At 71.6% G+C, this 23,771-nt stretch carries 21 protein-coding genes; 6 read left to right on the top strand and 15 right to left on the bottom strand.

What is annotated here, in order from left to right; translation table 11 throughout:
- Position 1: 1 nt before the first annotated feature.
- From QM595_RS15940 to QM595_RS15910, 7 genes are all read right to left on the bottom strand, one after another.
- Complete coding sequence (locus QM595_RS15940) at positions 2–1,249, bottom strand: cytochrome P450 (protein WP_415172562.1); 1,248 nt, start codon at positions 1,247–1,249, stop codon at positions 2–4.
- Entirely contained in the window at positions 1,246–2,103 is an 858-nt protein-coding gene (locus tag QM595_RS15935; RefSeq protein WP_415172561.1) for an SDR family NAD(P)-dependent oxidoreductase, read from the bottom strand. The genes QM595_RS15940 and QM595_RS15935 overlap by 4 nt, the downstream gene beginning before the upstream one ends.
- Before the next feature lie 57 nt (positions 2,104–2,160).
- Positions 2,161–3,405: a cytochrome P450 gene (locus QM595_RS15930; protein WP_415172560.1), complete on the bottom strand. Its 1,245-nt coding sequence runs from the start codon at positions 3,403–3,405 to the stop codon at positions 2,161–2,163.
- Positions 3,402–4,394 carry a zinc-binding dehydrogenase gene (locus QM595_RS15925; RefSeq protein ID WP_415172559.1) on the bottom strand — a complete coding sequence of 331 codons (993 nt, stop codon included), beginning with the start codon at positions 4,392–4,394 and terminating at the stop codon, positions 3,402–3,404. Before QM595_RS15925 ends, QM595_RS15930 begins: the two co-directional genes overlap by 4 nt.
- A gap of 103 nt (positions 4,395–4,497) precedes the next feature.
- Positions 4,498–5,265, bottom strand: coding sequence for an SDR family NAD(P)-dependent oxidoreductase (locus QM595_RS15920; protein WP_415172558.1), 768 nt, complete (start codon positions 5,263–5,265; stop codon positions 4,498–4,500).
- 170 nt (positions 5,266–5,435) lie between these two features.
- Positions 5,436–7,439 (bottom strand): FAD-dependent oxidoreductase, encoded by a 2,004-nt coding sequence (locus tag QM595_RS15915; RefSeq protein ID WP_415172557.1) that lies wholly within the window; start codon positions 7,437–7,439, stop codon positions 5,436–5,438.
- A 12-nt stretch (positions 7,440–7,451) separates the two neighbouring features.
- Positions 7,452–8,075: a histidine phosphatase family protein gene (locus QM595_RS15910; protein WP_415172556.1), complete on the bottom strand. Its 624-nt coding sequence runs from the start codon at positions 8,073–8,075 to the stop codon at positions 7,452–7,454.
- A 279-nt stretch (positions 8,076–8,354) separates the two neighbouring features.
- Here QM595_RS15910 and QM595_RS15905 point away from each other — a divergent pair, with 279 nt between their 5' ends.
- Positions 8,355–9,887 carry an AMP-binding protein gene (locus tag QM595_RS15905; protein WP_415172555.1) on the top strand — a complete coding sequence of 511 codons (1,533 nt, stop codon included), beginning with the start codon at positions 8,355–8,357 and terminating at the stop codon, positions 9,885–9,887.
- A 27-nt stretch (positions 9,888–9,914) separates the two neighbouring features.
- A complete protein-coding gene (locus tag QM595_RS15900) occupies positions 9,915–11,153 on the top strand; it encodes a MaoC family dehydratase N-terminal domain-containing protein (RefSeq protein ID WP_415172554.1) in 1,239 nt (412 codons plus the stop codon).
- 12 nt (positions 11,154–11,165) lie between these two features.
- Here the strand turns inward: QM595_RS15900 and QM595_RS15895 are convergent, their stop codons facing one another.
- Positions 11,166–11,924 (bottom strand): enoyl-CoA hydratase/isomerase family protein, encoded by a 759-nt coding sequence (locus QM595_RS15895; RefSeq protein ID WP_415172553.1) that lies wholly within the window; start codon positions 11,922–11,924, stop codon positions 11,166–11,168.
- 115 nt (positions 11,925–12,039) lie between these two features.
- Between QM595_RS15895 and QM595_RS15890 the strand changes: the two genes are divergently transcribed.
- The 4 genes from QM595_RS15890 to QM595_RS15875 are packed head-to-tail and all read left to right on the top strand — an operon-like array spanning position 12,040 to position 16,757.
- A complete protein-coding gene (locus QM595_RS15890) occupies positions 12,040–13,101 on the top strand; it encodes an acyl-CoA dehydrogenase family protein (protein ID WP_415172552.1) in 1,062 nt (353 codons plus the stop codon).
- A gap of 14 nt (positions 13,102–13,115) precedes the next feature.
- Positions 13,116–14,147: an enoyl-CoA hydratase/isomerase family protein gene (locus tag QM595_RS15885; protein WP_415172551.1), complete on the top strand. Its 1,032-nt coding sequence runs from the start codon at positions 13,116–13,118 to the stop codon at positions 14,145–14,147.
- Positions 14,134–15,369 (top strand): CoA transferase, encoded by a 1,236-nt coding sequence (locus QM595_RS15880; protein ID WP_415172550.1) that lies wholly within the window; start codon positions 14,134–14,136, stop codon positions 15,367–15,369. Before QM595_RS15885 ends, QM595_RS15880 begins: the two co-directional genes overlap by 14 nt.
- Positions 15,366–16,757: an amidohydrolase family protein gene (locus QM595_RS15875; RefSeq protein ID WP_415172549.1), complete on the top strand. Its 1,392-nt coding sequence runs from the start codon at positions 15,366–15,368 to the stop codon at positions 16,755–16,757. Before QM595_RS15880 ends, QM595_RS15875 begins: the two co-directional genes overlap by 4 nt.
- Before the next feature lie 4 nt (positions 16,758–16,761).
- Here the strand turns inward: QM595_RS15875 and QM595_RS15870 are convergent, their stop codons facing one another.
- From QM595_RS15870 to QM595_RS15840, 7 genes are all read right to left on the bottom strand, one after another.
- Positions 16,762–18,258, bottom strand: a complete 1,497-nt coding sequence (locus tag QM595_RS15870; RefSeq protein WP_415172548.1) for a class I adenylate-forming enzyme family protein — start codon at positions 18,256–18,258, stop codon at positions 16,762–16,764.
- A 12-nt stretch (positions 18,259–18,270) separates the two neighbouring features.
- Positions 18,271–18,576 carry a hypothetical protein gene (locus tag QM595_RS15865; protein ID WP_415172547.1) on the bottom strand — a complete coding sequence of 102 codons (306 nt, stop codon included), beginning with the start codon at positions 18,574–18,576 and terminating at the stop codon, positions 18,271–18,273.
- Between the two features lie 122 nt (positions 18,577–18,698).
- Positions 18,699–19,463 (bottom strand): crotonase/enoyl-CoA hydratase family protein, encoded by a 765-nt coding sequence (locus QM595_RS15860; protein WP_415172546.1) that lies wholly within the window; start codon positions 19,461–19,463, stop codon positions 18,699–18,701.
- Positions 19,460–20,449 (bottom strand): NADPH:quinone oxidoreductase family protein, encoded by a 990-nt coding sequence (locus QM595_RS15855; RefSeq protein ID WP_415172545.1) that lies wholly within the window; start codon positions 20,447–20,449, stop codon positions 19,460–19,462. The genes QM595_RS15860 and QM595_RS15855 overlap by 4 nt, the downstream gene beginning before the upstream one ends.
- A 31-nt stretch (positions 20,450–20,480) precedes the next feature.
- Complete coding sequence (locus QM595_RS15850; RefSeq protein ID WP_415172544.1) at positions 20,481–21,644, bottom strand: thiolase family protein; 1,164 nt, start codon at positions 21,642–21,644, stop codon at positions 20,481–20,483.
- Between the two features lie 64 nt (positions 21,645–21,708).
- On the bottom strand, positions 21,709–22,221 hold the full coding sequence (locus QM595_RS15845) for a DoxX family protein (RefSeq protein WP_415172543.1): 513 nt from the start codon (positions 22,219–22,221) through the stop codon (positions 21,709–21,711).
- Positions 22,222–22,257: 36 nt separating this feature from the next.
- A complete protein-coding gene (locus tag QM595_RS15840; protein WP_415172542.1) occupies positions 22,258–23,436 on the bottom strand; it encodes a thiolase family protein in 1,179 nt (392 codons plus the stop codon).
- Between the last annotated feature and the right edge of the window lie 335 nt (positions 23,437–23,771).

Below are 23,771 nucleotides of genomic sequence, written 5' to 3'. Positions count from 1 at the left end.
CTCAGAGCGTCACCATCAGGCTGCCGACCGAGCGCATCTTCAGCCCCGCCCACCGGGGCTCGAAGCCGTTGGCCAGCCGCATGTCGGGGAAGCGGTCCATGAGCACGTTCGAGGCCATCTCGAGCTCGGACTTCGCCAGCATCGCGCCCAGGCAGAAGTGCCGGCCGGAGCCGAAGGCGAAGGTGTCGCCGGCAGCGGTGAAGGTCTTCTCGTGCTGGAGGTCGGTGCGGTGGTAGTCGAACGTGTCCGGATCGGCGAACCGGTCCTCGTCGCGGTTCGCCGAGGCCATGAGCAGCATCACCAGCGTCCCGGCCGGAAGGAGCCTCCCGCCGATCTCGACCTCCTGGGTGACCTTACGACCGTTCATCTGCGACGGCGGGCTGATCCGCAGGGTCTCGCTGATCGCGGGGATGACCAGCGAGCGGTCGTCCCGCACCTCCTCGAAGAGCTCACGTCGACGCAGGAGGTAGGCGAACATGCTCGCCAGCGCCTTGCCGGTGGTCTCCGAGCCGGCGTTGAGCAGTTGCGTGATATGGGTGAGGATCTCGGCGTCCTCCAGGCTTTCGCCGTCGATCTCGGCGGTGATGAGACCGGAGATGAGGTCCTCGCCGAGGTGGGAGCGTCGGTCCTCGACCACCGGCGCGAGGTACTCCCACAGCTCCTTGGTCGCCTCCCGGCCGCTCTCGTCGATCTCGGGGTCGCGGGCCAGGTTCCCGAGGAAGGCGACATGACGGCTGTACCAGTCGAAGAACCTGTCGTAGTCGCGGTGCGGCAGCCCGAGCATGTCGGTGATGACGTAGACCGGCAGGTAGTAGCCGAAGTCGGCCAGCAGGTCGACGGTGTCCCCGGGCCGGAAGCCGCGGGTGATGTGCTCGGCCGCGGAGGTGACGGAGCGGTCCAGGATCGTCGCGATATTGCGGGCGATGACCGGCGCCCACTTCTCCAGGCCCTTGCCGCGGAAGTACGGCGTCACCAGGGCCTTCTTGCGGCTGTGCTCCGCGCCGTCCATCTGCAGCATCGACCGGCCGAAGACCGGCTGGAGGCTGACCTCGTAGTTCTGAGTGGAGAAGAGGGGATTGCGATAGGCGAGCCCGACGTCGGCGTGCTTGCTGATCAGGTAGCCCTGGTAGCCGTCGTCCCAGTGGACCGGGTCCTCGGCCCGGAGCCGCCGGTAGAAGGCGTCGGGGTCGGCGGCGACCTCCGGTGAGAGGAAGCCGGGAAGCGTCACGGCGGGGGTGTCGGTCATCATGACACGGCCTCCTGAGCGATCTGGTCGAGCCGGTATCCGGGCGTGCCCCCGGTCAGCGGCATGACCGTGAGCGAGAGGCCACCATCGACGGGGAGGTCGACGCCCGTGATGTGGCCGGCGTGGGGGCCCGCCAGGAAGAGCACCGCCTGCGCGATGTCCTCCGCCCGGGCGATCTTCCGCATCGGCGAGACGGCCTCCCGATAGCGGCGGTTCTCCCTAGCCTCGGCGTCCTCGGCGTCACCGAACGACTTGCGGGTCAGGCCGGTGTCCGTCGGGCCGGGCGAGACGCAGTTGGCGCGGACGCCGTACCGGCCCCACTCCACCGCCATCTGCTGGATCATCATCTTCAGCGCTGCCTTGCTGGCGCTGTACATCCCCAGTGGCGGCGTCGGATGCGTCGCGGAGATCGAGGCGGTGGCGACGATCGAGCCGCGCGACTCGCGAAGCGCGGGGAAGGCCGCCCGTGCCAGCAGGAAGGTGGCGCGGGTGTTGACGTCGAAGGTCTGCTGGAAGCTCTCCAGATCGAGGTCCTCCAGGGGACCGGCCGCGCTGATGCCGGCATTGCTCACGAGCACGTCGAGACCGCCGAAGACCGAGACCGCCTCCTCGACCGCCTTGCCCGCCGACGCGTGATCGCCCAGGTCGACGACCAGCGGCAGGCACTCGGCGCCGGTCTCCCGCAGTTCGGCGGCCACCGCCTCGACCGCCGTCGCGTCACGATCCAGCAGCGCCAGCCGCGGCTGCCCGGCGTCGTCGTCGCCCCCGGCGCGCGCGGCCAGCGTCGCCACCGCGCGTCCGATACCGCTGCCTGCACCCGTGATGACGTACCGCACCGGAACCTCCAGATCATTCACTTAGCAATGTGAAATAATACCATAGGAGTGATCTCAGCCACAGTCAAGGCATGTCGCTCAACGGAGCCGGATCGGCATCGCGAGCGGGGTGCGCAGCGAGCGGCCAGCCCAGCGAAGGTCGGCCTCGACCAGGCTCACCTCGGGGAACATGCGGACCATAGCGCCGAACAGCGCACTCGCCTCCATGCGTGCCAGCCCGGCACCGAGGCAGAAGTGCGGCCCGAGCCCCAGCGAGACGTGGGCCCGACCGTCCGAGCGCTCGATGTCCAGCTCGTCGGGTCGCTCGAAGACCCCGGGATCGCGGTTCGCCGCGGCGAGAACGCCGATCACCGTGTCCCCTGCCTCGATGGTCACGCCCTCGACCTGCCGGGTCTCCTTCGCGACGTACGGGAGGAAATGGGCCGGGGTGACGAACCTGAGAAGCTCCTCGACCGCCGCGGGGACCCGGTCCGGCTCCGCCACGAGCCGCGCCCACTGCTCCGGGTGGCGCAACAGCTCGAGGAGGCCGATGGCGAGCAGGTTGCTGGTCGTCTCGTGCCCGGCGAAGATCATCAGCGCCATCATCGCCATCGCCTCCTCGTGGGAGACGACGCCGTTCCGCTCCGAGTCCAGCAGCGCGGCGACCAGGCCGGTCTCGGAGGCGCTCGCCTGCTGGCGCGCGACGAGCACGTCGATATAGGCCATCAGTCGCTGGTACGCCTCGTCGGCCTCGATCGCCGCCTGCTCCGAGTCGGCGTTGAACTTGTTCTCGGCGATCTTCTGGGCCCAGGAGTGCACCATGTCGAGGTCGTCGATCGGAATGCCGAGGAGGTCGCCGAGGACCTGGAGCGGGAGCGAGTAGGCGAACTTCTTGAAGTCGGCCTCGCTGCCGCCCTCGGCCATCGCCACCAGACTGCGCTCGACCCGCTCGTCGACCTTGTCCTGCATCTCGCGCGCCAGGTTGCGCGCAGAGAAGGGAGGCTGGACCGCCCGGCGGACCCGGGGATGGTCCGGCGGGTCCATCCGGACCAGCTGCCGGAACTCCTGGTCGAGCACCCGGCCGAAGGCGGCGCGCCCGTGCGGACTGAACTCCTGCTTCGCGCGCTCGTAGCGCGCGGAGGTCTTGGTGCCCTGGCGGCCGTAGAGGATGTTGTTGTCCCCGAGCAACTCCCGCACCTGCGCATGCCGGCTCAGGACCACCACGTCGCCCTGCTTCCAGACCGGGATCTCCTCCCGGAGCCTGTTCCAGATCGGATACGGGTCCGAGAGCCTGCGACCGTCCCCCGCCAGGAGCGCGAGCACGTCCTCCTGCAGCGTGCTCACGACCGCACCTCGACGACGAGCTTCCCGGCGATGCCGCCGACGAGCGACTCGGCGAAGGCCGGGCCCGCCGCCGCCCAGCCGGGCACCAGGTGAGTCTCCTGATCGAGCGCGCCCGAGACGACCAGGTCGCCGAGCGCACGGCGCGCCTCCGCGTTCTCCGCGGCGTAGTCGGCGGCGCGGAAGCCCTGGATGGTCAGCGAGCGGGTGACCAGCCTGAACCAGTTGTCCAGCGGCAGCGGCTCGGTCACGGCCGCGCCGATCCCGGACATCTGGCCACACAGTGCCACCCGACCGAGCGGTCGCAGCCGCTCGACCAGCCGCGCCGAGGCCGCGCCCCAGACGTTGTCGAACACGCCGTGCAGTCCGTCCGGCGCCCAGCGGTCGACCTCGTCCAGCCAGTCCGCGGAGCGGTGGTCGACGCCGACGACGCCGAGTCGGCGCAGGCCCTCCACCTTCTCCGCACCGCCCGCCACGCCGAGCACCTCCGCCCCGCTCGCCGCGATGAGCTGGGCAGCCACCTGGCCGACGCCGCCGAAGGCGCCGGTCACGGCGATCCTCTCGCCGGCGAGCGGGCGGAGCACCCGCGTCACACCGAAGTAGGCGGTCAGCCCGGTCAGCCCCAGCAGGCCGACGGCGTGATGGAGCGCCACGCCCTCCGGGGCGTCGTACCGCTCCGCCGCCGCGGCCGGTACTCGCACCGTGGTCGCCCAGGAGCCCGGAGCCACCACGATGTCGCCCACCGAGAACCGATCGCTCGCCGAGCGCGCGACGGTGCCGACGATCCCCGCCGGCGGGACGAAGCCGGGGCCCTCGGGCCGGAGCCGGATCCGTTGCGAGGGATCCAGCGAGGCATACCGGACGTCGACGACGAGCTCGCCGTCGGCGGCATCCTCCAGCTCTCGTTCGACCACGTCGAACGAGTCGGCCGTGATCGGCTCCGCACCGTCGTGGGCGAGCCTGGCTTCGAGGATCGTGACAGAGGCGGCCATGGGAGCTCCTTCACATTCCGCTTTGAGAGTCCGCGCCGGTAGGGAGCGTCGATCGCGCGAGGGCTAACTTAGCATAGTTAAGGAAATGGTGCTGCGCCGGAGTTCAGCAGGCAAGCCGGCCTCCGTCGACGTTGATCACCTCGCCGACGACGTACGACGCCAGGTCGCTCACCAGGAACAGCGCCACCTTGGCGACCTCGACCGGCTGCCCCAGCCGCCCGAGCGGCGCGGGCACGGCGTCTTGGAAGATCGCGTGCGAGCGCCTGCTCATCGGCGTGTCGATCACGCCCGGCGCGATCGCGTTCACTCGGATGCCCTGTGGGGCCAGTTCCTTGGCCGCCGACCGCATCAGGGCGTGCACACCGCCCTTGGAGGCGCTGTAGTGGGGCAGCCCGGCGAGCCCGTGGACGGCGGCCTCGGATCCGATCAGCACGATGGCACCACGCTGTCGCGGCACCATCAGCTCGGTCGCGGCCTGGAGCACGAAGAACGTGCCGTCCAGGTTGACCGCCTGCATCCGGCGCCACTGTTCGCCACCGATCGCGGGCAGGGTGAGCACCGGTCGCCGGCTCGAGGTCTGCTCGAAGGCGAGGTCCTTGATGACCGGATCGTCGACGCCGGCGGCGTGCACGACGATGTCGATCGAGCCCAGCTCCCGCTCCGCCTCGGCGAAGGCGGCGCGAACGCCGTCCGGATCAGCCACGTCGGCACGCAGCCGCAGCGACGCCACGTCCGCGTCGTCCCCGCCGCCGGTCCACGGTGAGTGGTCGAGCGCCACGACCCGCGCTCCCTGCTGGGCGAAGAGCGCGCAGACGGCGGCGCCGATCCCCGAGGCCGCCCCGGTGACGAACGCGGTCTTGTCCTCGATCATGCACTCGCCTCATCCCTGGGGCAGCGGACTGCGGAGACATTAGTTAGCGTGATGTAACAGCCGGCATTCTCGCGACGCCGCGCGCAGCACGTCAAGGACCGGACAGGCCCGGCGCTCGTCCGATCCCACGTCGTCGGTTCGGTCGTCAGCACCGAGCCTGGGTGCCGGCCTCACAGGGTCGCGGCAAGGCGGGTGCCCTGGTCGATGGCGCGCTTGGCGTCCAGTTCCCCCGCGACCTCCGCCCCGCCGATCAGGTGCGCCGCCACGCCGGCGGCCGTGAGGTCGTCGTACAGCGAGCGGACCGACTCCTGGCCCGCGCAGACCACGACGGTGTCGACCGGGAGCAACCGGGACTCCCCGGCCACGGTGTAGCGCAGGCCGTCGTCGTCGATCCCCTCGTACGTCGCTCCGAGGACCTGCCTGACCTTCGCCTGTCGCAGCACGAGGCGGTGGGCCCATCCCGACGTCCGGCCGAGCCCGATGCCGATCGGGGTCTCCTTGCGCTGCAGCAGCGTCACCTCGCGCACCGGCGCGTGCTCGGCCGGCTCGGTGATGCCGCCCGGCCTGGTGAAGGTGGCGTCGACACCCCAGCGCGCCTTCCAGCCGTCCAGCCCCTCGGCCGGGTCGTGGGTGAGCCAGTGGCACAGGTCGACGCCGATTCCGCCCGCGCCGACGACGGCGACGCGCTTGCCCGGCTCGACGCGACCGCCGAGGACGTCGGCATAGCTGGCGACGACGGGGTGGTCGATGCCCGGGATCGCGGGCATCCGCGGAGCGACTCCGGTCGCCACCACGATCTCGTCGTAGGCCGACAGCTCCGCGACCGTCGGCTCGCACTCCAGGCGCACCGCCACGCCGAGCACCTCGAGACGGCGGGCGAAGTAGCGCAGCGAATCCCGGAAGTCCTCCTTGCCGGGGATCTCCATGGCGAGGCGGAACTGGCCGCCGATATTGCCACTGCGCTCGAAGAGGGTGACCGCGAAGCCGCGCTCAGCCAGGGTGACCGCGGCACTGAGGCCGGCCGGACCGGCGCCGACGACGGCGGCGGTACGACGGGTCGCGATCGCGGTCGCGACCAGGGTGGTCTCGTGGCAGGCGCGCGGGTTGACCAGGCAGGTCACCTTCCGGCCGGAGAAGCTGTGATCCAGGCACGCCTGATTGCAGGCGATGCAGGTGTTGATCTCGTCCGCCCTTCCTGCCGCCGCCTTGGCGACGAAGAACGGGTCGGCGAGCAGGGGACGGGCCATCGAGACCAGGTCGGCGGCACCGGTCGAGACGATCTCCTCGGCGAGCTCGGGGGTGTTGATCCGGTTCGAGGCGACGACGGGTACGTCCACGGTGGCCTTGAGCCGCCGGGTGTGCTCCACCCAGGCGCCCCGCGGGACCTGGGTGATGATGGTCGGCACCCGGGACTCGTGCCAGCCCACCCCGGTGTTGAACGCGGTCACGCCGGCCTCCACGAGCCTCGCGGCCAGAGCGAGGGTGTCCGCCCAGGTCTGGCCGTCCTCGACGAGGTCGGCCAGCGAGATCCGGTAGACGACCGGGAAGTCTGCGCCGACGGCCACCCGGATCCGCCGGACCACCTCGATCGGCAGCCGCATCCGGTTCTCCGGCGACCCTCCCCATTCGTCGAGGCGGTTGTTGGTCCGCGGCGCGAGGAACTGGTTGAGCAGATAGCCCTCCGAGCCCATGATCTCGATCGCGTCGTACCCCGCCTGGACCGCGAGCGCTGCCGAGCGGGCGAAGTCGTCGGCCACCTGGTGCACCTCGGCGGTGGTCAGCGCGCGGGGCTGCCAGGGGCTGATGACGCTCTTGATGTCCGAGGCACCCACGCAGCGCTCGTGCTTGCCGTAGCGGCCCGCATGCAGCAGCTGGCAGGCGATCCGGCCGCCGGCGTCATGGGTGGCCTCGGTGATCCGGCGGTGACCGGGGACGTGCTCCGCGGCACTGAAGTGGGCGCCGTGCTCCTTCAGCCGGCCCTCGACGCTGACCGCGTAGGCGCCCGTGACGATCAGCCCGGCTCCCCCGCGGGCCCGCTCGGCGAAGTAGGCCGCCTGCGCGCCCAGATCGCCGGGATCGTCCTCCAAGCCCGTGTGCATCGAGCCCATCACGATGCGGTTGGGCAACGTGAGGCTTCCCAGCCGAAGCGGGGTGAACAGGGATTCGTAGGCCATCGGAGTCTCCGTCTACCGGTACGTCGTCGAGTGCGGGTCCAGGTGCAGGTGCTCGTTGTAGGACACCAAGGTCCGACCACGGCGACCGACCACGATCCGGGTGACCCCGGTGTTGACCGCAACCCGGTTGAGGGCGCGCCATTGCGGCTCGCCGCCCGCGGTCAGCATCGCCGCGATCCAGGCGATCGCCCCAGCGCTGGTGAACACCGCCACGACTCCACGGGCCTGCGTCACCAGGCGATCGAAGCCTCGGCCGACACGGTCGGTGAAGGCCGAGAACGACTCCGCGTAGTCCTCGTCGTGGAGGCCGGAGGACCAGCGCGGGATCGCCTGATCGAGAGGGTCCGCGGCGCCGGGCCGCAGGCCGGCGGAGGCGATCACGCCACCATGGTCGAACTCGTTCCACGACTCGTCGACCTCGACGGGCGCCGTCCAGCCACCTCCCTTCGCGGCCAGCAGCGCGGTGTCGCGCTGCCGGTTCAGGGATCCGCTCAGCAGCCGCGTCGGCTCCATCCCCAGCTTGCGCAGTTCGGCACCGACCAGCTCGGCCTGGCGCCTGCCCCGCTCGGAGAGGACGTCGTAGTCCTCCGCGCCGGCCGAGGCCTGGCCATGCCGGATCAGCAGGACGACGCTCATGACGCCGCGCTCGCCGTACGGAGCGCGGGGGCGACCTGCGCCGCCCTCACCGAGACCTCGACAAGGTCGTGCCCGGCGAACGCCCAGTATCCGATCCGCACCGCCATGGTGCCCTACCTCTCTGCTCCGGCCAGTGACCGGGCCGTGCCACCGAAGCGGCAGACATTATTGTTTAGTTAGTTGATTGCACCTTATACTCACCAGGGCGTCGTCCCACCAGCCGCACCACCGACAGCTCGATGGCGGCCGCGGGCCGGCGGGGACCACTGGAAGGGAAATATGAGCAGCTACAACGCCGGCGCGAATGCGGGTCCGGATCGCCTGCTGTCCCAGCGGATCCGGGAGATGCTCGCCATCGATCCGTCGGCGACCGCGCTGTCCTTCGACGGCGAGAGCTACCCGTGGTCCTACTACGGCGAGGCGCTCACCGACCTGGATCGGCTGCTCGCCGCCTACCCGGGCGCCGCCCGCGTCGGGGTGGTGCTCCGCAACCGCCCCGGCACCATGGCCGCCGTGGTCGCGACCATCGGCACCGGCCGAGAGCTCGTCACCCTCAGTCCGCACCTGGGCGACATCGGACTCGCCAAGGACATCGCCGATCTTCACCCCGACGTCATCGTGGCCGACGAGGAGGACTGGGCCCGCGCCGCCGTCGTCATCGCGGCGGAGAAGGTGGGGGCCGTCGCCGTCACCTCCGGGCCGGACCACGCCCTGGTCGCCCGGCCGGTCTCCTGGGAGCCCGAGCCGGCGCTCGAGCCGGCCGGGGACGTCGCCGTTCTCATGATGACCAGCGGGACCACCGGTCGCCCGAAGCGGGTCGAGCTCACCTACGAGCGGATGACGGCATCGTTCCGCTCCGCCGGCATCCTCCTCGACGAGGGGCACGTTCCCCATCTCCGGTCCGGGGCAGCGATCCTGTGGGCCTCACTGGCACACATCAGCGGCCTCTACTTCGTCATCTCGCACGTCCTCGAAGGCCGTGCCGTCGCGCTGCTGGAGAAGTTCACCGTCGACGGCTGGGTCGACCTCGTTCGAGAGCATCGGCCCGGCTACGTCCGACTGGCACCGACCGCCCTGCGGATGGTCCTGCAGGCGGAGGTGCCCGCGGCGATCTTCGCGAGCATCCGGGCAGTCGGCTCGGGTACGGCGCCCCTGCCTCCGGATCTCGCGGAGGCCTTCGAGGACCGCTACGGCGTCCCCGTGCTCGGCACCTACGGTGCGACCGAGTTCGCCGGCGCGATCGCGGGGTGGAACCTGAAGGACAAGAAGGAGTGGGGAGCCAGGAAGCGGGGCAGCGTCGGCCGGGCCTTCCACGGCATCGAGCTACGCATCGTGGACCGGGAGACGCGCGAGGTCCTTGCTCCCGGCGCGATCGGGCTGCTCGAGGCGCGCGGCGGACAACTGCCCGGCGCGGACGGCGCCTGGCTACAGACCACCGACCTCGCGAGCATCGACGCCGACGGCTTCCTGTTCATCCACGGCAGATCCGACGACGCCATCAACCGTGGCGGTTTCAAGATCCCTCCCAGCGTCATCGAGGAGGCCCTGTGCGAGCACCCGGCCGTCGACGAGGCGTCCGTGGTCGGTTTGCCGGACCCGAGGCTGGGAGAGGTTCCGGCGGCGGCCGTGACCCTGCTCAGTCCGGCCACCGAGGCGGAGCTGATGGAGTTCCTCACCGACAAGCTCACCAGATATCAGCGACCTGTCGCGCTCAAGGTCGTCGACGAGCTACCGCGAACGCCGTCGCTGAAGGTCAGCCGGCCGCTGGTGCGGGAGACCTACTTCAGCGACCCGCAACTGTCGGCCAGGTAGCTCGCCGATCTCACCCAGGAGAACCGCATGACATCAGAGCAGGACAACGCCTTCGGCGTCCTCACCGACGAGGCCTTCGAGCGGTCCCGGCGCCGGATCGGCATCCCCCAGCGCACCCACCCCGCTCACATCACCGAGGTCTCCGCGGACGCCACCCGGCACTTCGCCTTCGGTTACGGCGACGCGAACCCGCTCTACTGCGACGCCGACTACGCGAAGAACACGCGCTGGGGCTCGCTCATCGCGCCGCCCAACTTCACCTACTGCATGGGCGAGAACGCCGCCCCCGAGATCACCGCCGAGCAGAAGGCCGCCCTCAAGGGTGACCCGTTCGCCGGCCTCGGTGCCTACCAGGCCGCGATGGAGTTCGAGTACTACCGGCCACTGCGCCTGGACGACCAGTGCCAGGTGTTGCGCGCCCAGGTCGGCGTACAGGAGAAGCCGAGCAGCTTCGGCGGCCGCACCGCGCACGTCACGAGCGACTTCCTCTACACCAACGGCCACGGCGAGGTCGTCACCATTCAGCGAGGCACCTGGATCCACGCCGAGCGGCACACCTCACGGGAGCGGGCGAGCACGAAGGAGCCGATCACCTTCGACCCCTACAGCGACGAGCAGCTCGCCGAGATCGACGCGGCCTACGACGCCGAGACCCGCCGGGGTTCGCAGCCCCGCTTCTTCGAGGACGTCGCCATCGGCGACGAGCTCCAGCCTCGGGTCAAGGGACCACTGACGGTCACCGACCTGGTCGTCTGGCACATCGGCTGGGGCATGCAGCTCACCCCGCCGGGAGCCTTCGGCATCGCTCGCCAAATCCGCCGGAAGGCGCCCGGCCTCTACCCCCCCAACGCGCGGAACATCCCCGACACGGTGCAGCGCCTGCACTGGGATCCGGAGCGCGCCCGGGAGCTCGGGATCCCGATGAGCTACGACTACGGCGCCATGCGGGAGACCTGGCTCACCCACGCGATCACCGACTGGATGGGCGACGACGCCTGGCTGTTCAAGCTGCGCTGCCAGCACCGCAAGTTCAACTACATCGGCGACACCACCTGGGTCCGCGGCACGGTCGTCGACAAGGTCCAGACCCACGGGCGCAACGAGGTGCACCTCGAGGTCAGCTGCTGGAACCAGCGCGGCGAGGAGACCACGCCGGGCTCGGCCGTGGTGCTGCTCCCCTCCAGGACCGGCCCGGTCGAGCTCCCCAAGCCGCCGGCCGACGACCTCGCGGCGCTGCTGGAGCTGGAGATCGCCCGCTACGCCTGACGCGGTTCCCGCTCAGCGCAGCGTCCAGGCCGGCTTGACGAAGGTCTCCCGCGACACCTCAGGCATGCCGATCGGATTGCCGATGGTCGTGTAGTTGAATCCGACCGCCGCAGCGGTCTCACGCTCCAGGTCGAGAGTCTCCCAGATCGCCTTCACCGTGCCCTGGATGGCGGCGGGCGGCTTGGCGGCGATGATCGCGGCCAGCTCGCCGGCCCGTTGCCAGAGGTGCTCGCGCGAGACGATCTCCGAGACCAGGCCGATCTCCCGGGCGCGCTCGGCCGACATCCGCTCGTCCAGCCCGATCAGCGCCCAGCGCAGCGCCTCTCCCAGCGGGATGCGCCGGGCCAGGCCGATCGGCTCCAGTGCCGAGGTCATGCCGTAGGAGACATGCGGGTCGAAGAAGGTGGCGTCGTCGGCGCCGATCACGATGTCGCTCTCGTTGATCCAGTAGAACGCACCGCCGGCGACCATGCCGTGCACCGCGGTGATCACGGGCTTCCAGACCTTGTTCTGTTTGGGTCCCAGGCCGGTGCCGGGATCCTCCCGGCTCCACACGTTGTCGGACTTGGCGAGGCCCTCGGCCACGTCGACGCCGGTGCAGAAGGCCCGCTCTCCGGCAGCGCGCAGCACGACCACGCGGATGTCGTCGTCGGCGCGCACCCTCGCCCACAGCTCGCGGAACTCCTCGACCATGAGCTGGTTGAAGGCGTTGAGCCGCTCGGGACGGTTGAGCGTGACGGTGGCGATGTGGCTCTCGACGTCGAACAACACGGTTTCGTAGCTTGCCTGCATTGCCTCTCCTCGACCGCCTGAAACAGTTAGATAATCTTCCTGCATTGGGTATCATAGCCTCCTACGAGTTTGCCCCTGGGAAGGTCTGGCCGCGATGGACTTCGAGCTCTCCGAAGAGCAGGCCATGCTTCGCGACGTCTCGCGCAGCATGCTGGCGTCGAGCTGCCCGGCCGAGCTGGTCCGCGAGATCGCCGCTGCCGAAGGCGATCTCGACGAGAAGCTCTGGCGGCTGGCCAGCGAGATCGGCTGGCCTGGCCTGGCCGTTCCGGAGGAGTACGACGGCGCCGGGCAGGGGATCACCGAGCTGGCCCTGGTCGCGGAGGAGCTCGGCCGGGCCGCCGCGCCCGGGCCGTTCGTCGAGACGGCACTGACGGCGGCCACGCTGGCGAGGTCCGCAGGCGTGAGCCTGCCGATCGACGGACTCCTCGACGGCAGCCTGAAGGCCACTCTGGCCCATCACGGCGCAGCGACCCTGACCGAGGCGGGTGCCGACCTGGTGCTGAGCGGACGGCTGCGGGCCGTCCAGGCCGCGGCCGGCGCGGACTGGCTCCTGGTCACCGCGTCGAGGGCCGGCGGGGGCCGCGCTCTCGCCGTCGTCGAGGCGCACCGGACGACCCGCACCCGTCGTCGTACCCTGGACCAGACCCGCGGCTGGTACGACGTGGAGCTGGACGACCTCCGGCTGCCGGCCGGTCACCTGGTGAGCGCCGACGCCGCCGAGATCGACCGACTGGTCGACGCGGCGACGGTGCTCACCGCGGCCGACGCCCTCGGTGTCGGCGAACGTCTGCTCGAGATGTCGGTCGACTACGTCAAGGTCCGCGAGCAGTTCGACCGCCCGCTCGGCACCTTCCAGTCGGTCAAGCACAAGGTCTCCGACATGCTCACCACCCTCAAGGGCGCCCGGGCAGCCGTCTACCACGCGGCGATGAGCCTCGACGCCGGGGTGAGGACCGCACCGTTGGCCACGAGTGTGGCGAAGGCCTTCACCGGCGGCATCAGCCGCCTGGCCGGCGAGGCCCTGCAGACCCACGGCGGCATCGGCTTCACCTGGGAGCACGACCTCCACCTCTATCTGAGGCGCGCCAAGGTGGACGAGGTGCTGTTCGGAGCACCGAGCGAGCATCACGAGCGCATCGTCGCGCTCCTGGAATGAGGCCCGCCTGGGGCATGCTGAGCCTCGTGGACGTGGTCACCCCTACCGACCTGCTCGACGGTGCCGCCGCGCTGCGCTGCGAGTCCGGCGATCCCCGGCCCGCACTGGTGGTGGTCGACCTCGACGAAGCCGACTGGGACCAGGCCGGCGCTGTCGCCGAGGCTCTGCGCCAGCGCCGCTCGACGGTGCTGGTCGGCAGGTCGACGGCACCGCTGCCCGCCGAGTCCGCGCCGCTCCTCGAGCAGCTCACCTGCACCCTCGCCCCCGGCGGGCCCGGGCGGTTGACGATCGCCGCCGGCGACGACGACCTCACCCGGATCGGCGCCGTCGTCTCCCAGGCACCGCGCGCGGCCACGATCCTGGCCGGGATCCTGCCGCTGACCGACCGGTCCGGCGTTGCCGACGGTCTCGTCGTGGAGTCCCTGGCCTACTCGACGCTGCTGGCCGGCGCCGAGTTCGCGGCCTGGCGCGCGCAGGCCCCGCGCCGGGCCGTCCCGGAGCCGGTGGAGCCGGTCCTGCTGGAGCGCACCGACGACGTACTCACCGTGACGCTGAACCGGCCCGAGCGTCACAACGCGTTCGGCCGTGCGGTGCGCGACGGCCTGATCGCCGGCCTCGAGCTCGCCCGGCTCGACCCGTCCATCCGCGAGACCGTCGTACGCGGCCGGGGCCGGTCGTTCTGCAGCGGCGGCGACCTCGACGAGTTCGGCACCACGGCCGACAGCTCGTGGAGCCACCTGCTCCGACTCCAGCTCAGCGCGGGGTACGCCGTCCACCTGCTCGCCGAGCGCGTCCGGTTCGTGGTCCACGGGGCCTGCATCGGCGCCGGCGTCGAGGTGCCGAGCTTCGCCCGTCGGGTGGAGGCCGCCGCGGATGCCTACTTCCAGTTGCCGGAGCTGTCGATGGGCCTGGTCCCTGGCGCCGGCGGCACCGTCAGCCTGTCCCGCCGGATCGGCCGATGGCGCACCGCGTTCCTGGCGCTGACGAATCGGCCGATCGACGCCGCCCGGGCACTGGAGTGGGGTCTGGTCGATGCGATCCGCTGACCCGGCGGCACTGCGGGACTGGGCCGCGTCGGGGGCGATGGCCCTGACCGGCCGCCGGGACGGCCCGCCGCTGGCCGCCCCGGGCGACCCTGCCGGGCAGGTACGACGCCAGCTCGACGAGTTCGCGGACCTGACCCGGCAGCGCACCGGCGAGCGCCCGGCTCTGCCCGGGGTCGCGCTGCTGGGCGAGCGTGCCGCGATCGCGCGGCTGGCACGGAATGCGCCCTACTCGTGCGGCGGGGCGTTTCGCGCCATCGGCACGATGGACGGCTGGCTGGGCCTCTCGCTGCCCAGAGACAGCGACCGACAGCTCGTGCCGGCCCTGATCGAGACCGAGCCGGCCGCCGGCAGCTGGGAGGCAGTGGCCGCCTGGGCGGCCCGGCGCACGAGCGCTGTCGCCGCGGCACGCGCCCGGCTGCTGGGCCTGGCCTGTGCCCCGATCCCCGACGGCTCCCCGGTCTCGACCAGGGCGCCGGTGCTGGTCACCCCAGGGGGTCCTCGCCGACGCCGGCCGGACCGGCCACGCGTCGTCGATCTCACCTCCTTGTGGGCCGGACCGCTGTGTGCGCACCTGCTCGGCCTGACCGGAGCCGAGGTGGTCAAGGTCGAGTCGGCCCAGCGACCGGACGGTGCGCGCTTCGGCCCGCCGGCGTTCTTCGATCTGCTCCACGCCGGCCACCGCGCGGTGGCGCTCGATCTCACCTCGGCAGCCGACCTCGCGGCCCTGCGGAGGTTGATCGACTCCGCCGATCTGGTGCTGGAGTCGTCCCGCACCCGCGCTCTGCGGCAGGCCGGGATCGAGGCCGAGGAGGTGATCGAGCACGGCACCTCCTGGCTCTCGATCACCGGCTACGGCCGGGCATCGGACTGGATCGGATTCGGCGACGACGTCGCCGCCGGCGCGGGACTCGTCGTACCCGAAGACGACGGGCCGCTGCCGTGTGGCGACGCGCTCGCCGACCCACTGACCGGCGTCGCGGCGGCCGCGGCCGCGGCCGCCGCCCTCCTCGACCGACGGGCCCGGCTGATCGACGTCTCCATGCACGATGTCGCCCTCGCGGCGGCCGGGGGACGGCCACCGCCGCATCGGGTCGTCAGGAGCGGCACAACCTGGTGGGTCGAGACCGAGGACGGCGAGTTCCCCGTGGCCGAGCCGGTTGGCCGGCCGGTCACGGATCGGGCACCCGCCGTGGGCGCCGACACCGCGGAGCTGCTCCGATGAGACCGACGCTGCTCCTCGCCGACGTCGAGGTCGACGGGCGCCGTACCGACGTCGAGATCGACGACGGCGTCGTCAGTGCGGTCGCACCGGGACTGCCGCGCTCTGGCCGGGAGCAGGTCGTGCACGGACGCGGCGGCGCCCTGATCCCGGGACTGCACGACCACCATGTCCACCTCCTCGCCGCCGCGGCTGCCCACAGCTCGATCGACTGCGGCCCGGCGGCGGTCGTGGACCTCGCCGGCCTGGGCCGGGCTCTCCGGGGAGCGGCGACCCGCGGAGACCGGACGCTGCGCGGGGTGGGCTATCACGAGTCGGTCGCGGGACCGCTGGACCGCCATCTGCTCGACGGACTGGTCCGCGACCGGCCGGTGCGGATCCAGCACCGTAGCGGGGCGCTCTGGATGCTCAACTCCCTCGCGCTCGCCCACGTGGCGCGGCTGCTCGATCACTCCCCCGACGTCGAGCGCGACGAGCGAGGCGCACCCACCGGCCGGCTGTGGCGCTACGACGCCCGGCTCGGGCCGGCCTGGGCCGACCGGCCTCCCGACCTGGCGGCGCTGGGGCGCCGGCTGACTCGGCTCGGGATCACCGGCGTCACCGATGCCACCCCGGATCTGACCCCGGCCTCGGCCGAGCTGATCGCCCGAGCGGTCGGCGCCGACGAGCTGCCGGTCCGGGTCATGCTACTCGGCACGAACCGCACCGAAGACCTCCTCCTCGGACCGCGCAAGCTGCTACTGCGCGATCACGACCTGCCCGGCTACGACGAGCTGCGAGACGCCGTCGCCGAGGCGCACGGGGCGGGTCGGCCGGTCGCCGTCCACTGCGTCACCAGGCAGTCACTGCTGCTCACGCTCGCCGTGCTCGACGAGGTCGGCGCGCTCCCCGGCGACCGCCTCGAACATGCCGCCGTGGTCCCGGAGGGCATCGCGCCCCGGATCGCCCGGCTGGGCCTGTCCGTCGTCACCCAGCCGGACTTCCTGAGAACCAGGGGCGATACCTATCTCGACGAGGTCGATCCGCGAGACCGGCAGCTGCTGTACCCCTATGCCAGCCTGGCGGCTGCCGGCGTCCGGGTCACCGCGTCGAGCGACGCGCCCTTCGGCGAGCTCGACCCGTGGCGCGTGATCAGGTCCGCGACCAGACGGACCACTGCCGGCGGCCGGCTGATCGGCCCGGCGGAGTCGGTGACCGCGGCGGCAGCGCTGGCCGGCTACCTGAGCGACCCCGAGAGTCCCGGGGGCCGGCCGCGGACCGTCCGGCCCGGCGCACCCGCCGAGCTCTGCCTGCTGCACACGCCGCTGGCCCGGGCCCTGGCAGAGCCGTCGGCCGACCTCGTCCGCGCAGTCGTCTCCCGAGGCGGCTACCGCCCAGCGGCGGCGGAGTAGAGGATCAGGCGGAGACGCCCTGAGAGGTGGCCAGCGCGTCCGGCACCCGCCGCCGCAGCAGCTTGCCGGTCTCGGTGCGAGGCAGCTCGGTGAGGAACCAGAACCGGTCGGGAGTCTTGCTGGACCGCAGCGTCTCGCGCGCGAAGCCTCGAAGCAGGTCCTCGTCGGGCCGCGCGCCCTCGCGCAGCACCACGGCGGCCTCGATCCGCTGGCCCCACTCCTCGTCCGGGACCCCGAAGACCACGGCATCGACCACGTCGGGGTGACGCAGCAGCACGTCCTCGATCTCGGCGGGCGCGATGTTCTCCGCGCCCCGGATGATGGTGTCGTCGGTCCGCCCGCCGATGAACAGGTAGCCGTCCTCGTCGAGATAGCCCTCGTCCCGGGTGTCGAAGAAGCCGCTCTCGTCGACGACACTGCCGACGCCGGCGTACTCGGCCGAGACCTGCGGGCCCCGCACGCAGATGCGCCCCGGCACTCCGGGCGGCAGCGGCGAGCCGTCCGCCCCCCGGATCTCCAGCTCGATGCCGGGCAGCGGGCGTCCCACCGAGGAGAGCCTGGCGCGCACGCGCGGGTCGTCGGAGGCCAGCGCGGCCCGATGGTCCTCGGGCCCGAGCAGCGCAACGGTCGAGCTGGTCTCGGTGAGCCCGTAGGCGTTGACGAAGCCGACCTGCGGCCACTCGACGAGCGCACGCTCGATCAGGGCGGAGGGCATCGGCGCGCCTCCGTAGGACAGCGAGCGGAGCGAGGGGACCGACTTGTCCACGTCGCTCTCGACGATGCGCGACAGCATCGTCGGAACGACCATCGCCCCGGTGACGCCCTCCTCGCGCACCGTACGCAGCCACTCCTCGGGGGAGAAGGACTCCAGCACGAGCGAGCGGCGCCCGGCGTAGAGGTTCGTGATCACGTTCGCGACCGCCGCGATGTGGTACGGCGGGACGCTGACCAAGGCCGCCTCGTCCTCGCCCGCACCCGCGAACTCAACCGACCCGAGCACATAGGAGACCAGGTTGCCGTGACGTAGCAGGACCCCCTTGGGGGCCGAGGTCGTCCCGCTGGTGTAGATCACGACCGCGGTCTCGTCGGCGGAGCCCTCCGCCGCCTCACCGCGGTCGACCGCGACCTGCTCCAGCCACTCGGCGCTGCTCATCGCCCGGAGGCCCGCCCGCTCGAGGGTGGGGACCAGATCCGGGTCGGCGACGCCCAGCGCGCCGGGGTGCTTGGCCAGCAGCTCGCTCAGCTGCCGTCCGCCGAGTCGATAGTTCAGGGGCACCAGCGGTACGCCGGCACGTGCCGCCGCGAACAGCGCGGCCGGGAACGCCGGGCCGTTGACGCCGAGGTAGACGATGGCGTCCGCCCCCTGCTCCCGGACCAGCGCGGCACCGGAATGCGACCTGGCGGCCAACTCCCTCGCGGTCAGGCCCCCGGCCCGCGGCCCGATCACGACGCGGTCGCCGAAGCCGTCGGCCGCCATGTCCAGCAGCAGGGTGAGGCGCATCCGACTCGACCCTCAGTCCGAGGCCGGCAGCGGCTTCGCGCCCTGGACCACCAAGGGCTGGCCCCCCAGTGCCAGCGTCCCCTGCCCCGGCTTGGTGACCAGGAGCTCGATCGTGGCCGCATCGTCCACATAGCGCTTGCCCAGCAGCGTCCCGGACTGCTGGTCCGGGTCGGCCGTCGCGTCCGCGACCGTCGCACCGGGCGCCGCCATCTCGACGCCGCCGCAGGTCACGCTGACCTCGTCGTCGGGGGCACGGGTCACGATGACCGTGGTCGCGTCGACCGCGCTGGCGAGCGTCTGACCAACTGCAAGCTTCACTTCTGGACTCCCTGGTCTTCCTCTTCACGTCGTGTGTCCGAGGACACATCGACCGTAGCGTGACGGTATCAGCCTCTGCTCGAACTGGCTAGATCAGTTTACTATTTGTCTTGTATCGGGGATCACCGGCCCTGCCAGACCGGGGGTCGCTTCTCGGCGAACGCCGTGGCGCCCTCGCGGGCGTCCTCGGAGGCGAAGACCGGCCCGTAGATCTCGGCCTGCCGCGCCCACCCCTCCTCGACGGTCCAGTCAGCCGCCGAGCGCGCGATGCTCTTGGTCGCGGCGACCGCGAGCGGGCCGTTGGCGGCGATGGTCGCGGCAAGATCCAACGCGCCGACGAGTGCCTCGCCGGTGCCGGTGAGCCGGTTGACCAGACCGAGCTCGTGGGCCCGCTGGGCACTGATCGGATCGCCGGTGAGCAGCAGTTCCATCGCTGTCGCGAACGGGATCCGCCGAGGCAGCAGCAGGGCGGCACCGCCTCCGGCGACGAGGGAGCGCTTCACCTCCGGCACACCGAACCTGCTCGTCTCCGCGGCGACCACGAGATCGCAGGCGAGCATCAGCTCGAAGCCTCCGGCCAGCGCCCAGCCCTCCACCGCGGCGATCAGCGGCTTGCGCGGAGGGGTGATGGTGATCCCGGCGAAGCCGCGGCCCTCGATCACCGGCCGGTCGCCTTGCAGGTAGCCCTTCAGGTCCATCCCGGCACAGAAGGTGCCGCCCGCGCCGGTCAGCACACCGACGCGCAGCCCGTCGTCCGCGTCGAGCTCGTCCACGGCCGCCGCGACCCCGCGCGCCGTCGCGCCGTCGACGGCGTTCTTCGCCTCCGGCCGGTTGATGGTGATGATCTGGACGCCGTCTCGGCGCTCGACCAGAACGGGGTCGCTCACTGCTTCTCCTCTGCTCCGATGCTGATGACGACCTTCGCCGTCGGTATCCGTTCGGCCACCCGCCGCAGCGCAGTCGCCACGTCGTCGAGCTCGTGCACCTCCGAGACCAGCGGCCGCATCCCGTCCGCCACCAGCTGAGCCAGGCCCTCCCTGGCCCGGGCGTTCTCCTCCGGGAGTCGCTCGACCCAGGTCCGCAGCTCGAGTCCCCGCACGGTCACGTTCTTGAGGAGGACGAGATTGAGCGGAATCCGGGGAATCTCCCCGCCGGCGAACCCGATGGTGACGAACCGGCCACCCCATCGGATGGCCCGCAGTGCGGGCTCCGCCCATCGATCGCCGACCGGATCGACGACCAGGTCCGCGCCCGCTCCCCCGGTGATCTCCTTGATGCGGGTCTTGAGATCCTCCGCGACGTAGTCGATGCCGGCCTCGGCCCCGAGCTTCGTCGCCACCTGCAACCGCTCGGGGGACGACGCGGCGGCGATGACCCGCGCACCGAGCCGGGTGGCCACGTCGACGCACGCCGTGCCGACCCCCCCGGCCGCGCCGAGCACCACGACCCACTGTCCCGGCTCGACCGCACCGGCGGTCACCAGCGCGTGGTAGGCCGTCAGGTAGGTGACTCGGAAGGCTGCTGCCTCCACCATGCTCAGGCCGGCAGGGACCGGCGCGATCGAGCGGGCCGGCGCCAGCACCTGCTCGGCCATCGCCCCGGTGACGACCGACCCGTGGACCCGGTCGCCGGGGGCGAAGCCGACCACGCCCTCGCCGACGGCGGCGACGGTTCCGGAGAACTCGCTTCCGGGCGTGAACGGGAGACCCACCGAGACCTGGTAGCGGTCTGCGATGAAGAGCAGGTCGGGGAAGTTGACCGCGGCCGCGGCCACGTCGACGAGAACGTGCCCGGGGGTCACCTCGGGAGCCGGCACCTCTCGTACGACGACCTGCTCCGGTCCGCCGTACTCCTCGCATCGAGCTGCTCTCATCAGGTGCGCTCCGTCCTCGTCGTCAGCCCGGTCATGCCTCGATCACCACCGCCCCGCCCTGGCCGCCCGCCGCGCACATCGCCGCGACGGCGACCCCACCCCCGCGACGGCGCAGCTCGTGGGCGAGCGTGGTGAGCATGCGCGCGCCCGAGGCCGCCACCGGATGGCCGAGACTGCAGCCACTGCCGTAGACGTTGACCAGCCCGTCGTCGATGCCCAGCAGCCTGCACGCGGCGATCGGCACCGATGCGAAGGCCTCGTTGATCTCCCACAGGTCCACGTCGGCGATGTCGAGCCCTGCTCGCTTCAAGACCACCGGGATCACCTCCACCGCGCCCATCCCCGTCCGGTGCGGCTCGACCCCGACGGCCGCCCACGCCCGGACCGTGGCCAGCGGCCTCAGGCCCCGCTCGGCGGCCAGGTCGTCGCCGACCAGGGCGAGGGCGGAGGCCGCGTCGTTGATGCCGCTGGCGTTACCGGCGGTGATGCTGAATCCCTCGATCTCGGGATGCAGCGGCTTCAGGGTGGCGAGCTTCTCCAGGGTCGAGCCTCGACGTGGATGCTCGTCGACCCCGAAGACGATCTGCTCGCCCTCGACCAGGGTGGTGACCGGCACGATCTCGTCGTCGAACACCCCGGCGTCGATGGCAGCGACGGCGCGATCGTGCGACCGCTTCGCCCACGCGTCGAGCTCCTCCCGGGTGATCCCGGCCTCCAGAGCGGTGTTCCAGCCGACGCTGAGCGTGACGTCGTCGGTCGCGCCGTCGTAGTAGGGGAAGGTCGGCCCGAAGCCGAGCCGGGGCTCCGCCGAGCCCGGCACCCGCCACGACAGCCGGGGGTTCATCGAGGCCGCGTGGGTGCCGCCGGCGATCACCGCACGGTCCATGCCGGCCCGGATCGAGGCAGCCGCATTGCCGACCGCCGCCAGGCTCGCCGCGCAGTGACGGTTGACCGCCTGGCCGGGAACGTGGGTCAGCCCCGCTGCCACGGCGGCGTATCGGGCGATGTCACCGCCGCCGGCGAGCTCCTCGGCCAAAATCACGTCGTCGACGTCCTGGGCAGCGAGCCCGCTCCGCTCCAGTGCGGCACTCAGCACCGCCGTGGCGAGGTGCTCGGCGGGAGTGTCCCTCAGCGCCCCCTTGAACGCCGTGCCGATGGGCGTGCGCACCGCACTGACGATGACTGCCTCGGTCATGATTCACCTTCCTGACGACACCGCACGGGACCGCGCGGGGCCAACTCGACGGACCTTGCGATGCTCACGACGCCACGGACTCGTCCTGGGCGTCTCCCGGGCGGTTCCGCGGAGCCGGGCGATAGCTGGTGGCGAGCAGCACTGCGGCGCCGGCGACCCCCAGCGCTGCCGCGCCGAGCGCCCACCAGGCGCCCGAGACGTCCAGGTCGAGCAGGCCGTCGAGCGACCACTCGCCCGGCCCGACCGACGCGATCCCGACGGCGACCATGGCCACCAGGACGACGTACTCCCAGCCGCCCTTGAAGACGAAGTAGCCCTTGCCGCGGTGGTCGGTGACGGCGGCGACGAGCATCAGGCCCACGAAGGCGGCACAGGCCAGGCCGGTGAGGAGCCCGAGCGACAGCAGCAGGCCCGCGGCGATCTCCGTCGCGGCCGCGACCCGGGCGTGCAGCCAGCCGGGGCGCAGTCCGATCGCCTCGAACCACCCCGTCGTGCCCGCGATGCCGCCGGGTCCGAAGGCCTTGTTCGCGCCGTGGACGACGAGCATCGGACCGAGCGCCAGACGGACGATCAGCATGCCCAGATCGATATCCATGCTGTCCTCAGCCGCGGTTCACAGCCGCTCGATCACGGTGGCGTTGGCCAGGCCGCCGCCCTCGCACATCGTCTGCAGCCCGAGGCGGCCACCGGTCGCCTCCAGATGGTTGAGCAGGGTCGCCATCAGGCGCACGCCCGAGCCGCCGAGCGGATGACCGAGCGCGATCGCCCCGCCCCGCGGGTTGAGCTTGTCCGGGTCGGCGTTGAACTCGGCGGCCCACGCGAGCGGGACCGACGCGAACGCCTCGTTGACCTCGTAGGCGTCGATCTCCTCGATCGAGAGACCGGAGCGCCGCAGGATCTGGTGGGTCACCGGGATCGGCGCGGTGAGCATGAGCAGCGGGTCGCTCCCACCGACGGCGAAGCTGTGGAAGCGCGCCCGCGGGGTCAGCCCCAGCTCTGCGGCCTTCTGCTCGCTCATGATGAGGGCGGCCGAGGCGCCGTCGGTCAGCGGCGAGGAGTTGCCGGCGGTGATGTGCCACTCGATCTCCGGGAAGCGGCGGCCGTAGCCCTCGTCGAAGTAGGCGGGCTTCAGCGCCGCCAGCCCCTCCAGCGTGGTGCCCGGCCGGACGGTCTCGTCACGCAGGTGCTGGCCACCACCGGGCAGGTCGATCGGGACGATCTCGTTGTCGAATCCGCCGGCGGCCGCCGTCTGCGCCGCACGACGGTGAGACTGCTCGGCGTAGGAGTCGAGGGCGTTCCTGTCGAGCTTCCAGCGCGCCGCGATCAGCTCCGCCCCGATCCCCTGGTTGGCCAGCCCCTCGGGGTAGCGGGCGCGCAGCGGCGCGTTGGGATCGCCGAGCGATCGCGACGTACCGATCGGCACCCGGCTCATCGACTCGACCCCACCGGCGATGACGATGTCGTACGCACCGGCCATGACGCCCTGGGCCGCGAAGTGGACGGCCTGCTGGCTCGAGCCGCACTGGCGGTCGACGCTCGTCCCGGGCACGCTCTCGGGGAAGCCGGCCACCAGCAGCGCGGTGCGCGCGATGTTCTGCGCCTGGTCGCCGACCTGGCCGACACAGCCCGCGATCACGTCGTCGACCAGCTCCGGGTCGAGATCCTGACGCTCGACGAGCGCCCGCAGCGTCTGGGCCAGCAGGTCGGCCGGATGCACGGCCGAGAGCGCCCCACCGGGCTTCCCCCTGCCCGACGCCGTCCGGATGATGTCGACGATGACCGCAGCCGTCATGGTTACCTCGCGTCCGCGCGAGTGAGCCGTGTGCCCACCAACAGTTAGTTTATTGAACGTTATCCTGGCACGGTTCCGGTGCCGCGACAAGGCCGCGAGGCGCGATCGCTCGCGGGCACGTGGTCCGCAAGACATCCGAGGCCACCTGACCGTCATTTTCCGGTTAGTGCGGTGGATCCGGGTCACTATCCGGCACGGATCCACCGCGCTAAGAGATTCCGCAGGTAGGGGCTGTCGAGTGAGGCGTCGTTCCAGGGCGTGGCTGAGTGCCGCCGACGAGGGAGCCGTGGCGGAGCCACGGCGACTGAGGAGAAGGTGCTCAGGCACGTGCTGGG

It is taken from the genome of Nocardioides sp. (genome assembly GCF_047607185.1).
In the GTDB taxonomy this organism is placed as follows: Bacteria; Actinomycetota; Actinomycetes; order Propionibacteriales; family Nocardioidaceae; genus Nocardioides.
The sequence above is the reverse complement of the archived record's forward strand: the minus strand, read 5'-3'. Positions and strand labels throughout refer to the sequence as shown.